The sequence below is a fragment of the Acidobacteriota bacterium genome (assembly GCA_030949985.1).
In the GTDB taxonomy this organism is placed as follows: domain Bacteria; phylum Acidobacteriota; class Polarisedimenticolia; order J045; family J045; genus JALTMS01.
In genome coordinates, this window is the sequence record JAUZRX010000021.1 from 108,006 (window position 1) to 121,580 (window position 13,575).

General features: G+C 67.8%; 14 protein-coding genes. 4 read left to right on the forward strand and 10 right to left on the reverse strand.

The window, feature by feature from the left end; genetic code table 11:
- Positions 1 to 55: 55 nt before the first annotated feature.
- Complete coding sequence (locus tag Q9Q40_05375; GenBank protein ID MDQ7006641.1) at positions 56 to 1,021, reverse strand: tyrosine-type recombinase/integrase; 966 nt, start codon at positions 1,019 to 1,021, stop codon at positions 56 to 58.
- A gap of 203 nt (positions 1,022 to 1,224) precedes the next feature.
- On the reverse strand, positions 1,225 to 1,986 hold the full coding sequence (locus Q9Q40_05380; GenBank protein MDQ7006642.1) for a Nif3-like dinuclear metal center hexameric protein: 762 nt from the start codon (positions 1,984 to 1,986) through the stop codon (positions 1,225 to 1,227).
- 143 nt (positions 1,987 to 2,129) lie between these two features.
- Between Q9Q40_05380 and rocD the strand changes: the two genes are divergently transcribed.
- The 3 genes from rocD to Q9Q40_05395 all read left to right on the forward strand — a co-directional run bounded on the left by rocD (position 2,130) and on the right by Q9Q40_05395 (position 5,840).
- Positions 2,130 to 3,359 carry an ornithine--oxo-acid transaminase gene (gene rocD / locus Q9Q40_05385; protein ID MDQ7006643.1) on the forward strand — a complete coding sequence of 410 codons (1,230 nt, stop codon included), beginning with the start codon at positions 2,130 to 2,132 and terminating at the stop codon, positions 3,357 to 3,359.
- An 81-nt stretch (positions 3,360 to 3,440) separates the two neighbouring features.
- Positions 3,441 to 5,330, forward strand: a complete 1,890-nt coding sequence (locus Q9Q40_05390; GenBank protein ID MDQ7006644.1) for a hypothetical protein — start codon at positions 3,441 to 3,443, stop codon at positions 5,328 to 5,330.
- Positions 5,331 to 5,402: 72 nt separating this feature from the next.
- Entirely contained in the window at positions 5,403 to 5,840 is a 438-nt protein-coding gene (locus tag Q9Q40_05395; GenBank protein MDQ7006645.1) for a SufE family protein, read from the forward strand.
- A gap of 52 nt (positions 5,841 to 5,892) precedes the next feature.
- Here Q9Q40_05395 and hflC read toward each other — a convergent pair whose 3' ends face one another.
- The 3 genes from hflC to Q9Q40_05410 form a co-directional block, all read right to left on the reverse strand.
- Positions 5,893 to 6,822 (reverse strand): protease modulator HflC, encoded by a 930-nt coding sequence (gene hflC, locus Q9Q40_05400; protein MDQ7006646.1) that lies wholly within the window; start codon positions 6,820 to 6,822, stop codon positions 5,893 to 5,895.
- Complete coding sequence (gene hflK / locus Q9Q40_05405) at positions 6,819 to 7,850, reverse strand: FtsH protease activity modulator HflK (protein MDQ7006647.1); 1,032 nt, start codon at positions 7,848 to 7,850, stop codon at positions 6,819 to 6,821. Before hflK ends, hflC begins: the two co-directional genes overlap by 4 nt.
- A 71-nt stretch (positions 7,851 to 7,921) precedes the next feature.
- Positions 7,922 to 8,935 carry a squalene/phytoene synthase family protein gene (locus Q9Q40_05410; GenBank protein MDQ7006648.1) on the reverse strand — a complete coding sequence of 338 codons (1,014 nt, stop codon included), beginning with the start codon at positions 8,933 to 8,935 and terminating at the stop codon, positions 7,922 to 7,924.
- Positions 8,936 to 9,128: 193 nt separating this feature from the next.
- Here Q9Q40_05410 and Q9Q40_05415 point away from each other — a divergent pair, with 193 nt between their 5' ends.
- Positions 9,129 to 9,494: a hypothetical protein gene (locus Q9Q40_05415; GenBank protein ID MDQ7006649.1), complete on the forward strand. Its 366-nt coding sequence runs from the start codon at positions 9,129 to 9,131 to the stop codon at positions 9,492 to 9,494.
- 224 nt (positions 9,495 to 9,718) lie between these two features.
- On the opposite strand, the gene hutI is transcribed toward Q9Q40_05415, so the two are convergent.
- The 5 genes from hutI to Q9Q40_05440 all read right to left on the reverse strand — a co-directional run bounded on the left by hutI (position 9,719) and on the right by Q9Q40_05440 (position 13,565).
- Positions 9,719 to 11,011: an imidazolonepropionase gene (gene hutI / locus Q9Q40_05420; protein MDQ7006650.1), complete on the reverse strand. Its 1,293-nt coding sequence runs from the start codon at positions 11,009 to 11,011 to the stop codon at positions 9,719 to 9,721.
- On the reverse strand, positions 11,008 to 11,538 hold the full coding sequence (locus tag Q9Q40_05425; protein ID MDQ7006651.1) for a DivIVA domain-containing protein: 531 nt from the start codon (positions 11,536 to 11,538) through the stop codon (positions 11,008 to 11,010). The genes hutI and Q9Q40_05425 overlap by 4 nt, the downstream gene beginning before the upstream one ends.
- Positions 11,539 to 11,638: 100 nt before the next feature.
- Entirely contained in the window at positions 11,639 to 12,334 is a 696-nt protein-coding gene (locus Q9Q40_05430) for a YggS family pyridoxal phosphate-dependent enzyme (GenBank protein ID MDQ7006652.1), read from the reverse strand.
- On the reverse strand, positions 12,331 to 12,756 hold the full coding sequence (locus Q9Q40_05435) for a ribonuclease HI family protein (GenBank protein MDQ7006653.1): 426 nt from the start codon (positions 12,754 to 12,756) through the stop codon (positions 12,331 to 12,333). Before Q9Q40_05435 ends, Q9Q40_05430 begins: the two co-directional genes overlap by 4 nt.
- A 5-nt stretch (positions 12,757 to 12,761) precedes the next feature.
- Positions 12,762 to 13,565 carry a C4-type zinc ribbon domain-containing protein gene (locus Q9Q40_05440; GenBank protein MDQ7006654.1) on the reverse strand — a complete coding sequence of 268 codons (804 nt, stop codon included), beginning with the start codon at positions 13,563 to 13,565 and terminating at the stop codon, positions 12,762 to 12,764.
- Positions 13,566 to 13,575: the final 10 nt, after the last annotated feature.

Here is a 13,575-nt window from a genome sequence, read left to right on the forward strand (position 1 = left end):
CCACGCTGCACGAGCCACCCGTTCCCTGGCCGCGGCAGACGGGCTGCGGGCGCCGTCACAGGGCGTCGAGGGGCGAGCGGATGCGGGCCAGGACTTTTTCGGGCAGGCGGAGCCTTCCCAGCCCGAGCAACGCCCGCAGGTGCTCCGGCTCCACGCCGTCTTCCAACAGGTGCGCGCTGAAGGCGTGGCGCAGACTGGGCGCTCCCACCGCGCCCCCCAGGCCGGCCCGCCGGGCCCCCTCCCGCAACCGGGCTTCCACCCGCCCTCGATGGCCGGGCAAGCCACGTCGACAATCGACCACACCAGCAGGCAATGGGGGGGACTCGGCGGGAAAGAGGAACTGCCACTCCAACCGCCGGGTCTTGCGCGGCCTCGCGTCGCCCGGGTCGGCAACCAGCACCCAGCCGCCTCCACGGCGGCGCTCTTCCAGGTGACGGCGTCGCACCCGTGCGATCTGTCGCCCGAGCGGCCGCCCGGCGCGGAAGGCGATCCAGGTGACACGCTGCCGTCGTCGACCGTCGGCGATGCGGAGCCGGGCGGACGCTGGGTCCAGGTCGCGCAGGCGCAGGGTCAGGCATTCCCCCAGGGTCAGCCCCGAGCCGTAGATCAGCAGAGCGACCAGTTGCAGACGGTCGTCGAGGCGGGCCAACCAGTGCCGCACCTCGGCCCGGGAGAGCGAACGGGGCCAGCGAAGAGACGGGTGCGCCTCGAGCAGGGCGTCGAGCCAGGGCCCGCGGCAGGCGAGCACGTGGCGGCAGAAAAAGACCAACGCCCAGGCCGCCGCGGCCGCGGCATCCGGCCCCTCCCGCCGGGCGACTCCTTCCACGAAGAGCTGCACCGCCGCCTGTTCCACCCGCCGGCGCGGGCGGATGGCTCCAGTACGGATGAAGCGACGCGCCCAATCCAGCACCTCCCGCCGCACCCACAGACCGTAGTGCCGGGTGGCAAGCTCCTCCCCCAGGCGCGCCAGCGCTCCTGCAGGAGGACGGGTCGTGTCGGGCGGATCTCTGGCTGGCACCACAGTGAAGCGACTCCCGGGCTCCGGGCCCACACCGGTCATCCAAGACGGGAAAACCGGTCACGCCAAGACCACTCCGGGAGGGACATCCCGGAAGCGAGAAGCAGGGCATCCGCCCACGCCGCGCCCCCCCCGGCTCGCGAGCCCGGGCACGGCATCGCCACGGACTCCCGGAGAGCGGCAAACGGCTCGCGGCGAACGGCGGCTCAGACGGGGGAACCGATCTCGATGAAACGCTGCTCGAGGCCGAAGCGACGGGCGAGATGCTCGCCGAGAGCCTGGACGCCGAAACGCTCGGTGGCGTGATGCCCCGCCGCGACGAAGTGCAGGCCTTCTTCCCGGGCGAGATGCACCATCGCCTCGCTGCTCTCGCCGGTCAGGAAGAGGTCGAGACCCATCCGCGCGGCGGTTTCCGCCGAGCGGGGATCGGCCCCGGTGACCACGCCGAAGCTCCGCAGCCGCGCCGGGCCGCCGTCGACCACCAGGGGATCACGTCCCGTGGCCCGGGCAATACGGCCGAAGAACTCCGCGGCGTCCACGTTCTGCGCCAGCCGGCAGGCCAGACCGACGGGAACGCCCCCCGAGGGGAACGCCGGCTCCACGTCGACGGCGCCCAGGCGGCGGGCCAGAACCGCGTTGTTACCCACCTCCGGATGCCGGTCGAGGGGCAAGTGGTAGGCCAGCAGGTTGATCTCGGCCCGTAACAGCCCCTCCAGGCGGCGGCGCAGAGAGCGCTCGACACGCACACCCCGGGCGGAGTTCCAGAAAATGCCGTGGTGGACCAGCAAAGCGTCGGCCCGCCACGCCGCCGCTGCTTCGATCAGGGCCTGGCAGGCCGTGACACCCACCGCCAGGCGTTGGATCGACTCGCGTCCCTCCACCTGCAGGCCGTTGGGGCAGTAGTCCTGCACAGCGCCCGGTTCGAGATAGGTCTCGAGGTAGTCGACGACCTCGTTGCGCGCGGCCACGCTTCGCCTCCTTGGCCCCCTCCCCCCTCAAGGATACCCAACCGCATGGCCTTCCGTGACCGGCTTGCCTCCGGCACCACCGGTGGCATCATGGCCCAGGCCAGTGACCCGCCCGAAGACCATCGGCTTCCAGGAGAACCGCCGTGACACACGCCCCCTCACCTGCCGAGTTGATCGCCACCGAGGACCGCTTCAGCGCCCACAACTACCATCCCCTCGACGTGGTCCTGACCCGCGGTGAGGGTTGCTACGTCTGGGACGTCGAGGGGCGACGCTACCTCGACTGCCTGGCGGCCTACAGCGCCGTCAACCAGGGCCACAATCACCCGCGGATCGTATCGGCCCTGGTCGAGCAGGCCCGAAAGCTCGCCCTGACTTCCCGCGCCTTCCGCAACGATCAGTTCGGCCCCTTCTGCGAAGAGCTGGCCACCCTGGCCGGCTACCAGAAGGTGCTGGCCATGAACTCCGGCGCCGAAGCCGTGGAAACCGCCATCAAGGCGGCCCGCAAGTGGGGCTACCAGGTCAAGGGGGTGGCGGCCGACCAGGCCGAGATCATCGTCTTCGAGAACAACTTCCACGGACGAACCGTGACCATCGTCTCCTTCTCGTCCGAGGACCAGTACAAGGACGGTTTCGGCCCCTTGACCCCGGGGTTCCGCATCCTGCCCTACGGCGACGTGGATGCGGTGGAAAAGGCCATCGGCCCCAACACGGTGGCCGTGCTGATGGAACCCGTGCAGGGCGAGGGCGGCATCATCGTCCCTCCGGCAGGCACGCTGACCCGGCTCCAGGAGGTTTGCCGGCGGGAACGGGTGCTGCTGATTCTCGACGAGATCCAGTCGGGCCTCGGCCGGACAGGCAAGCTCTTCGCCTACCAGCACGAACAGGGCGTGCGGCCCGATGGCCTGATCCTGGGAAAGGCGCTTTCCGGCGGGCTCTACCCGGTCTCGGCCTTCCTCGCCGACGACGAACTCATGGGCGTGTTCAACCCCGGCGACCATGGCTCGACCTACGGGGGCAACCCCCTGGCGGCAGCCGTGGCCCGGGAAGCCCTCAAGGTGCTGATCGACGAAGATCTACCCAACCGTGCCGCGGCCATGGGGGCGCGTTTCCGCCAGGGCCTCGAGGCCATCGCCGCTTCCGCCGTCCGCGAACTGCGGGTGATCGGCTTGTGGATCGGCATCGAATTGAACCCGGAGGCCGGCGGGGCCCGCCGCTACTGCGAGGCCCTGCAAACCGAGGGCCTGCTCTGCAAGGAAACCCATACGCACACCATCCGGGTCGCCCCTCCCCTCTGCATCACCGCCGACCAGGTGGACGAGGCTATCGAAAAAATAGCGAAGGTGTTCGAAACCCTCCCCCCCACCCCCTGAGGTCGGACCAGTCCCGACGTAGCCAACAGGCGAGACAGGAACCCATATTGCCCCGGGGAGGACGGCTCCCCGGGGAGAATCATGGATCCGCATCACTGTCGGCCTGCCTACCGCCCGTCTCTGTTCACCGCGATCGTCCTGATCGGCCTGTCGCTTCCCTGGGTCCAGGTCCAGGGAGCCCCACAGGACCGGGCCGCAGCGGAAAAGGTACTGATCGCCGCCGAGGGCATGGACCCCCAGCAGCTCGAAGAACTTCTCGGTCTCGGTGGCGGCCGCCTGGTCGCCTGGGTACCCGAGCTGGAAGTGGCCCTGGCCCGGCTGCGTCCAGGAGGGGCACCGGCGCTGGAGCGAGACGCGCGTCTACGGATCTACGGCAGCCAGGCCCGGGCCCGGATCGAGAGCGGCTCCCTGGATCCGGGAGCACGCATGGCCACCCTGGTTCTCGAGTTGACGACCCCCACGGTCGACCTCGAACCGCCTCCCGGCAGTCCTCCGCCCCAGGACGCCCTGCTGGCCCCCGAGTGGTGGGATCTCCCTCCACTCGACGAGACTCCGGAGGAAGGCGAAGCCGGGCGACCGCTGGGGGCGACCTGGCAGAACACCAGCGAGTACCTGGCCGGACGGATCAGTCTGAACCTGCTGCTTCCCGAGAGCTGGGATCGCCAGGGCCCGGAAGCGGAGAACTGGACCGAAGCCCTGGAAACCAAGATTCTCGCCGAGACTCTCCAGGTCTGCGCGGATCTGGTCACGCTCTATCCCGGCGCCGACCTGGTCTTCACGGTGCACTTGCTTTCCGGGCGCACCGATGCGCGACTGAGGACCGAAGTCGAACCGATCACGCTCCCCGGCCACCCGGGCCGGGCCGATGGCGCGGCCCGCTGGATCGGCGAGATCCTCGCCGGATTCGGCCTGGGCGAGACCTCGCCGCTGGTCGCCTCCCGCGCCCTGGCCGACCGGACCCGCATCGCCGATGGCAGCGACTGGGCGGTGAACCTCTTCGTGGCCAATGCCGAGCGTGACGCCGACGGACGATTCGCCGACGGACGATTCGCCTGGGCCTGGCTGGGCGGACCCCATGCCGTGCTCAGCTCGAAGGTCGGCGGCTGGGGAGCCGCTCGCTTCGACCTGGTACTCCGGCATGAACTCCACCACGTCTTCTACGCCCTCGACCAGTTCGCCGGTTCCCAGTGCGCCTGCTCCGATAGCAGCGGCTACCTGGCCGGCACCAATGAGAACTGCGAGCTGGGTTGCCTGACCCCCGAAGCCGATGTGATGCGGGACACCTCCCTGGCGGCCAGCCCGGCCACCCGGCGCCAGGTGGGGACATTCGACTCCGATCGCGACGGCACCCCGGACCTGCTCGAGGCCCCCCCGGAGATCAGCCTGCAAATCGACTCGCCCGACCCCTCCTGCGACGGCATTGTCGTTCTCAAGGGCACCGCCGGCGTCGGCCGACTGCCCAACGCCAACCCACTCAACGTCACCCCGCGCCGAGCCATCGGCCTGGGCCGCATCGCGCGTGTCGAGGTCCGTGTGGACAACGGCGGTTGGCAGCGCGGCCTGGTCTACCCCGCCGACGGCGCTTTCGATCAGTCGACCGAGGCCTTCGAACTGACCCTCGCCCTGGCCGGGGGCCGCCACCACGTGGAAGTCCGCGCCATCGACAGCCGCGGCAACGTCTCGAGCCCGGCCCACCGGGCGGTGGATGTCGCGGAGGCGGCCCAGCCCCTGGCAGGTCTTCGTATCGACGCGACCCGGCGAGGCACCGTCCTCAGCTGGCGGCCGACACCGGGTGCGGCCAGCTACCGGATCCGCCGGGCGACGGAACCGGGCGGCGTCGATTTCGAGCCCCCGGTGCTCGACACCGCTGCGACCTCCTGGTCGGACGCCTCTCCCGGCACCGCTTTCTACCATGTGACCGTGGTCGACGGCTGCGGCCGGGAAGTGCGGAGCCGGCCCGAAACACCCTGACCGGGGGATTTGCCCCGCGGGCCCGGGCGGGCGAGACTCATGCGGCGGATGCCAGCCGCCGGAGGTCTGCAGATGTCCCCTACGCCCGCTCAGCTGGAAGAGATCCTGGAGACATTCCGGGAGGTGGACGATCCCGAGGAGTACTTCGAACTCCTCATCGAACGGGGCCATGCTCTCGATGAACTGCCCCCCACCGAGCGCCGCGCCGACAACCGGGTCCCGGGTTGCGTTTCGGGTGTGCACATCACCGGTCGTCTCGAAGAAGGGCGGGTGTATTTCTCCGCTTCCGCCGATTCCCACCTGGTACGGGGCCTGGTGGCGATCCTTGTCGAAGGCCTTTCAGGCCTCCGGCCGGAGGAAATCCTCGCGGTCGATCCGGAGGTGCTCAAGCGGGCCGGCCTGACCCGTTCACTGACACCCTCCCGGGCCAACGCGTCGCACAACATCTTGCAGATGATGAAAGAAATCACGCGCGGGCTGGTCGCGACCCGCGAGCGACAGGAGCGATGAGGGGACTCCCTCCGGAGTCCCCTCATCCGCCCTCTTCCGTTGCGACGCCCCCTCAGCGCGCCTTCTTGAGATACCGGAGGAACTCGGCGTCGGTAGTCAGCAGCATGCGCGTATCGGAGTCCAGGGAATCTTTCCAGGTCTCGAGGGTCTTGAGGAACGCATAGAACTCGGGATCCCGGTTATAAGCCTCCGCGTAAATCCGCGTCGCTTCCGCATCGGCCTTACCCCGGATCTCCTCGGCCTTGCGGAAGGACTCGGACCGGATGCCCCGCAGTTCCTTTTCCATCTCGCCGCGGATCTCAGCACTCTTACCCTGGCCTTCCGAGCGGTAGCGCGCGGCGATGCGGCGTCGTTCAGAGACCATCCTGTTGTAGACCTCGGAGCGGACGGCATCGATGTACTCGGTTCGCTTGAAGCGGACATCGACCAGTTCGATGCCGTAGTCCGGGGTGACCTCGGCGGCCATCTCCAGGATCTCCTGTTCGAGACGGGTACGCCCGGCGGAGACCTTGAGCACCTGGGGCGGCGCGAGTTCCTTGAGCTCCTCACTGACCTCGAAAGGCCGGTTGCTCGAGCGCACGACCTCGATCAGGTCGTAGCTCGCAATCACCGTACGGGTCTTACCGTCGATGATATCGTCCAGGCGCGACTGGGCGCCGCGTTCGTTGGCCACGGCCTGCAGGTATTTCAGCGGATCGGCAATGCGCCAGCGGGCGAAGGTATCGATGAAGATATACTTCTTGTCCTTGGTCGGAATCTGGTTGCGGTCGCCGTCCCATTCCAGCCAACGCTTGTCGAAACTATTGACCTTGTCGATGAAGGGTACTTTGAAATGCAGCCCCGGTTCGGAGATGGCATCACCGACGGGAGCGCCGAAACGGGTGATCACGACCTGCTCGGGCTCGTTGACGATGAAAAACGCCTGACCGCTGAAGACCAGCGCAACCAGGAGAACGATGATCACGAAAAGCCGGCCTCTCATCGTCCACCTCCTTTCGGGGCGGCGGAAACCGGCGGAGACGCGGACCCTCCGGAGAGATTCAGCAAGGGAAGCATGTTCTTCAGCTTTTCGTCCACGACAATCTTGTCGCCCATGGCCGGTAACACCGCGGCGATGGTTTCGAGGTAGATGCGCCTCCGGGTCACCCGTGGCGCCTTACGATACTCCTCGTAAAGTGCAAGGAAACGGGCCGCCTCTCCCTTCGCGTTGTTGACCCGCTCGATGGCGTAACCTTCGGCACGGCTGATTTGCTCGGCGGCTTCGCCCTGGGCTCTCGGGACCGCCTTGTTCCGTTCCGCCTCGGCCATGTTGATCAACTTTTCTCTCTCCTGCTCGGCCTGGTTGACCTCGTTGAAAGAGGCTCGGACCTGCTCGGGAGGATTGACGTCCTGGAGGACGAGCTGCTCGACCTGAATGCCGGTGTCGAACTTGTCGCACAGTTCCTGCAGCCGCCTCTTGGCGTCCTCTGCGATCTGGGCGCGGCCGATGGTCAGCACCTCGTCCACGCTGTGGTCCCCGATCACTTCACGCATGACGGCTTCGGAGAGGTCCCGGAAAGTCTCCTCCACGCTGCGCACCCGGAAGAGAAACCGGTAGGGATCACCAATGCGGTACTGCACGATCCACTCCACATCCGCCACGTTCAGGTCACCGGTGAGCATCAGGGACTCTTCCGGATAGTCCTTCCCGGAGTATCGCGTCACCCGTCCTGCTTGCAGGGTGCGAAAACCGAACTCCTGCTTGAGCTGCCGGCGGGTGGGAACCTTGTAGACCCTGTCGACGAAAGGAATCGCGACGCGGAGACCGGGCTCCATCGTAAAACCTCGGTACTTGCCAAGGCGCAGCACGACCGCTTCCTCGTCAGGGCCGACCTGGTAGAAAGAAAGGGACGCCAGCACGACGATGGCCACGGCAACGACAATCGCCAGGATCGTCTTGCGTGGCAGTTGCGAGAGTCTGGGAATCTGGATTTCTGGCGCCTCGTGGGGCCAGCGGGACTTGGTATCCATGGTTTTTCTCCGGTTTACCGCTCGAGCGACAGCCTCCTACGCGCTCAGACGGGGAAACTTGCAGGCCCAGCCTACACCAGCAGGCGGGGCCCCTTCGGCAGGAGGCAAAGAAAAGCGGTGCGTAGCATCTCCCATCGGACGCTTCTCCGGGAGATTCGAATGCGCGCCGCCGGATCGAGACGCCGGGGGTGGCCCTCGAGTCGCTCGAGGGTGCGCAGCCCCAGCACGGCGGGAAGGGCGGTGGCGATCCGTACGGACCACGACCGAACGGGGATCCTCGCCGCCAAGGCCAGGCCTGCGACCAGGCCGCAGCGAGCGCGTCTCCCGTAGCGTTCAAGCACGGGGGCCAGGGGCGCGACCCATTCCCCCCGCAGCAGATCTCCGGGCTGCAGCCCTACCGCTGCCAGCTCGTCCAGGGGAAGAAAGCACACTCCCCGCCGCAGATCACGGGGCAGGTCGCGCAGAATGTTGACCAGTTGCAGACCTCGCCCATAGCGCCGGGCCTCGACCTCCAACATGCGAAACTCCCTTGGCGAGAAGGCGTGTACGTGGCGCCGCACCAGTCGCATCCAGAACGGTCCGACACAGCCGGCGATGCCGTCGGTGTAGGCTTCCAGTGCCGGGGCATCGGGCCAGGCCGTGACACCCGCGCGCTGCCCGGGGAGAAACCACGCCAACTCGCCTTCCATCGTTCGCAACAGGCGGGCGACGACCCGGCGAACTTCGCCGAGATCGGCCGGATCGAGAGCCTCCAGCCGGGTGAGCAAGGGCCGAATGCCGTCCAGCAGGGCTGCTTCCGCCGCGGCCACCGGATCGTCACGCCCCGAGCCCGGTCCGACACCCGCGAAATCCGGCGGTCCGGACCCGGCCCCCGCGACAGCCGCCCGAAGCGCCCGCAGCCCTTCGATCCGCTTTTCGACCGCCACCGGGCCTGTGTCTGCGATGGTGTCGGCGGCCCGAGCCAGCAGATAGGCCACCTCCACGGGCTCTCGCATGACCCCCGGCAGGGCCGCCAGCGAAAGCGCGAAGGTGCGGCTCGTCCGGCGCAGAATCTCCTGGGGGTCCGGGGAGCGATCGGAACTCATCACCGGCCATCCTACCTCGAATCGCTCTTCGAGGCCCTCCGCGGGTGACGAAGGGCTCCGCCGGAAAGCCCCTTCCGTGGAGACTCGCGCCCGATCCACCGCCCCGATCGCCACGGCCCCGAAGGGCTGGCCTCCAAGGCGGCCGGCACCTAGATTGAACCTGCGGGATCGCTCGATTTCGAGGGAGGACGACGTGTACGACCAACGTGGCAACGGCCGACTCGGCGTCATCGTATGGATCGCCCTGATGGCCACCGGCGTCTTCGCCGCTGTTCGGATCATCCCGGCCAAGGTTGCCGTGTACGAGTTTCATGACTACTGCGAAAGCCAGGCCCGCTTCGCCGCCACCCGCGGCGGACGCTGGGACGAAGCCGCCTTGCGCAAGCGTATCCTGGACAAGGCCGAGGAACTGGGCCTGCCTCTGGACAAAAAGAAGGTGAAGATCAAACGCTCACGCAGCTCGGTCACAGTCAAGGTGCAGCACAAGGTGGAGGTAGACCTGGGCTTCTACCAGTGGGTCTGGGATTTCGACGAGACCTACGAGTCGCTCAGGATGTGAAACCAGCCGACATCTTGCTCGGGAGGTCTTCTGGCTCGGGGGGTCTTCCGCGACGTCGACCGTCGCCATCGCCGTCCGCATCTTTCACCGCGCAGAACCGCGGCTCGCTCAGCGCCCGCGGGCCAGGGGCCCGCGACCATCGACGCCAAGATCGTCTCCCGCGAACCAGCCCTGGAAGAAGAGCAGGTCCACCACGAACGATGACCGAAAGCCCGCCCGCGACCTCAGGCAGCAGGCGGGGGGACGGCTCCCACGTCGTGCCCGGCCGCGATGACCCGCCAGATAGGTGGTGAACCCAGGTGGTAGAGCAGATCCCTGCGGTTGGCGCTGTCGAGAATCAGCAGGTCGCAGCGCTTGCCGGGCTCGAGGCTTCCCGTAAGGCCCTCGAGGCCCGACGCGGCCGCGGCGTTGAGGGTCGCCGCCACAATGGCCTCATCGACGCTCAGGCCACAATACAGGCAGGCGAGCTGCATCATCAGGGGCAAGGACGGGGAAGGGCAACTCCCCGGGTTGAAATCGGTCGCCACCGCCACCGCCATGCCCCCGTCCACCATCCGCCGCCCATCGGCATAGTCGTGGCTGCGCAGAAACAGGGTCGCGCCGGGCAGCAAAACCCCTACGGTCCCCGCACGGGCCAGGGCCTCGACCCCGCTCGGTGAGAGATGCTCGAGATGATCGGCGGAAACCGCGCCCATCTCCGCCGCGAGTTCGGCGCCCCCATCGGCGGCGAGCTGACCGGCATGGACTTTGATGCCCAAGCCGTGGTCCCGGGCGGCCAGAAATACCCGGCGCGCCTCCTCCACACTGAAGGCATGCCGATCGATGAAGACGTCGACGAAGCGGGCCAGACCGCGACGTGCCACGGCCGGGATCATCTCGTCGGTCACCTGGGCCAGATACTCCTCTCGGGCGGCGGCCGAACCCCGTGCCTGGCGGGGCAACGTGTGAGCACCGAGGAAGGTACTGGTCAGGGCGAAGGGCCGCTGACGCCCCGCCGCGAGGGCCGCCTCCAGCATGCGTATCTCGGTGGCCGTCTCGAGACCGTAGCCGCTCTTGACCTCCATCGCGGTCACCCCGAAGCGAGCCAGCGCCTCCATGTGACGCAGAGCGACTTCGCGCAGTTCTTCGAAACCGGCGGACCGGGTCGCCTCCACGGTGCGGAGAATCCCGCCCCCGCCGGCCAGGATCTCGCCGTAACTCGCCCCCGCCAGTCGTCGTTCGAACTCATCGGCGCGCCCACCGGCCCAGACCAGGTGGGTGTGGGTATCCACCAGGCCCGGCAGTACGGCCCGGCCCTCCACGTCCAGCCGACGGGCCCCGTCGAGCATACGGATCCGGGACTCCACCTCTGCGGCGGGACCGACCCAGACGATCCTCCCCGCGCGGGCCGCCAGGGCTCCGCCCTCGATCACCGCGACCCGGGACTGCTCCCTTCCCGCGGCTGGAGCCCTCCCGGCGCAGGTCACCAGCTCCGACGCGCCGACGAGAAGGAAATCGGCGTCCGCCGGGGAACTCACGGGGCTTGCTCGCCCCCGGAAGACGGGGCCACGGGAGGAGGCACGGTACTGCGAGGCTGAAGCCGCTCGGCCACGCCCACTTCCTGGCGTCGCAACTCGAGCAGCCTCCGGTGCTCGTCGAGCAGGCCGGTCAGACGATGCTCGAAGGTCTCCCGCTCCACCTTGAGCCGCAGAATCTGCTGCTCGATGCGAGTCAGTTCGGAGCGGGTACGGGAGATGATCTGTTCGGCGTGACGGCGGGCTTCGGCGATGATCTGCTCGGCCTCCGCCTGAGCCATGGCTTGCTTTTCCTCGGCCAGCCGCTCGGTGGCGGCAAGGGCCTCGATCAGGGTCTTCTCCCGTTGCCGAAAATCGTCGACCTCGGCACGCAAGGCCTGCAGCGACCGCTGGAGGTCCTCCTTCTCCAGGTTGGCCTGGGAGAGAGAGTCGGCGCAGGCGCGCAGGAAGGAGGCCACCTGGCCACGGTGGAAACCCCAGACTTGGCGACTGAAAGAGCGGGCCTCGATATCGAGCGGAGTCAACGGCATGACTGGCATCTCCCCGCGTCGGGAACCGCGCCGGGCGGACGCGGCGTTCTCACCCCCGCAACGATAGGGGTTGACGGAGAAGCTGTAAAGACAGTCTCGTTCAGGGGGAGACGCGACCTCGCGGTCCGAAGAGAGCCGAGCCGATACGCACCATCGTCGCCCCCTCCTCGATGGCCACCTCGAAATCCGCCGACATCCCCATGGAGAGGTGTTCGAAACCGGCCCTGGGAAGGCCCAGTGCTCTCAGGCGCCGGCGCTCCTCGGCCAGCCGGCGGAAAAAAGGGCGCGTCTCCTCAGGGTCGGAAGCCGGGGGCGGAACCGTCATCAGGCCCCGCAGCTCGAGGTGCTCGAACCTGGCCAGTCCCCGCACCAGGTCTTCGAGCCGGTCGAGGCAAACGCCGCCCTTGCTCGCTTCAGCGCCCAGATTCACCTCTACCAGGACTTCCACCACCCTCCCGGTCTCTCCGCCGATACGGTCGAGAGCCTCGCCCAGTCGTAACGAGTCGACACTGTGGATCAGCACGAAGTGCTCGACGGCCCGGCGGGCCTTGTTGCGCTGGAGCCTGCCGATGAAGTGCCACCGCAGATCGGGACGCCGGGCAATCTTCGCCAGGGCTTCCTGGATGCGGTTCTCGCCGAAACTCTGGACGCCCGCCGCCCGTACCGCGTCGATCTGCTCGACGGAGTGGGTCTTGCTCACGGCGATGAGTTCGATTTCGGCGGGGTCCCGCCCTGCCCGCCGTGCTGCGCGGTCGATTTTCTCCAACACTTCACCGACCCGCGCGGAGGTGTTCATGGTTCGGCAAGGCGCTCCGAGCCGGAGGAGCGGAGATCCATCGCCCGGTTGGCCAGCGCGTCCGCCGCCTTGTTCTCGGCCCGGGGCACGTGATGAATCTCGAAAGACGCCAACTTGCCCGCACGCTGCCGGACCTGGGCCAAAAGCTCCTGGAGATGGGGTTGACGCACCTTGTAGCGCCCAGTGACCTGGCGCTGGATCAGCTGGCTATCGGTGCGCACCACGACCTGGTCGGCACCGATATCGGCGGCCGCATCCAGGGCGGCGATCAGGGCGCGGTATTCAGCGACATTGTTGGTGGTTTCGCCCAGAAAGCCCCACAAATCCAGGATCTCCCGCCCGTCGAGCAGCAGGTGAACACCCCAGCCGGCAGGACCGGGATTGCCTCGGGCACCCCCGTCGACCCAGGCTTCGATGCGCATGGCCGTCAGGATCCTGTGGCGGCGGAATGCCCCGGGCGGGAAACCCCCTCCTTGCTACTGGGGCCTGCGGGAGGATCGGGCTCGTCCCCCGCTTCGGCCGCTACGTCGGGAACGGTGTAGAGGAAGCGCCTGCAGCTCTCGCAGGAAACCAGCTCCTCCCCCCGCTGAACCAGGTTGATCACCTGGGGCCGGAGCCGCACATGGCAGGCGCCGCAAGCTCCATGGAAAATCTTGGCCATGGCCACGCCCTGCCGCGCCTTGAAAATCGTCTCGAAGCGACGGACGTAGGGCGCCGGAAGCCGGGCGACCAGATCCTCCTTCTGGGCGGCCAGCTCGTCGAGACGGGAGACGATGACGCTCAACTCCTGCTCGATGGCGCTCCGCTCCTGGTCGGTGCGCTCCCGCTCCGCGGCGATCCGCTCGTCGGCCTCGGCCGCGGGCCCGGACAGTTCCTCGATCCGCTCTTCGCGGCCCCCGATCTCGGTGACGATCTGGGCCAGACGGGTCTTGGTGGTGTCGATCTCGTTGAGTACAGCGCTGTACTCACGCTGGTTGCTGACTTCCATCAGCTTTCGTTGAGCCCGCTCGAGACGCTGCCGATTCTCCTGCTCGGCCTCGCGAAGCTCCGCAACTTCCTTGACGAGAGTCTCGTGGGTCAAGCGCTCGGCCCCGATCTCCTCTATCTTCTCCTGGAAGGCCGCTTCGAGTTCAGCCAGCCGCTTGGGCACGGCGTCCCGGCGAGCGGTGAGGTCCCGGATCTCGAACGCAATCTCCTGGAGGCGTATCAGACGCTGGATGTTATCGTTCAAAGTCCATCCT

What these genes read in the sequence shown, in the direction of transcription:
- Q9Q40_05390 (MDQ7006644.1), top strand. Translation starts at nt 3,441, where the DNA reads ATGGATCCGCATCACTGTCGGCCTGCCTACCGCCCGTCTCTGTTCACC.
- Q9Q40_05395 (MDQ7006645.1), top strand. Translation starts at nt 5,403, where the DNA reads ATGTCCCCTACGCCCGCTCAGCTGGAAGAGATCCTGGAGACATTCCGG.
- hflC (MDQ7006646.1), bottom strand. Translation starts at nt 6,822, where the DNA reads ATGAGAGGCCGGCTTTTCGTGATCATCGTTCTCCTGGTTGCGCTGGTC.
- hflK (MDQ7006647.1), bottom strand. Translation starts at nt 7,850, where the DNA reads ATGGATACCAAGTCCCGCTGGCCCCACGAGGCGCCAGAAATCCAGATT.
- Q9Q40_05410 (MDQ7006648.1), bottom strand. Translation starts at nt 8,935, where the DNA reads ATGAGTTCCGATCGCTCCCCGGACCCCCAGGAGATTCTGCGCCGGACG.
- Q9Q40_05425 (MDQ7006651.1), bottom strand. Translation starts at nt 11,538, where the DNA reads ATGCCGTTGACTCCGCTCGATATCGAGGCCCGCTCTTTCAGTCGCCAA.
- Q9Q40_05430 (MDQ7006652.1), bottom strand. Translation starts at nt 12,334, where the DNA reads ATGAACACCTCCGCGCGGGTCGGTGAAGTGTTGGAGAAAATCGACCGC.
- Q9Q40_05435 (MDQ7006653.1), bottom strand. Translation starts at nt 12,756, where the DNA reads ATGCGCATCGAAGCCTGGGTCGACGGGGGTGCCCGAGGCAATCCCGGT.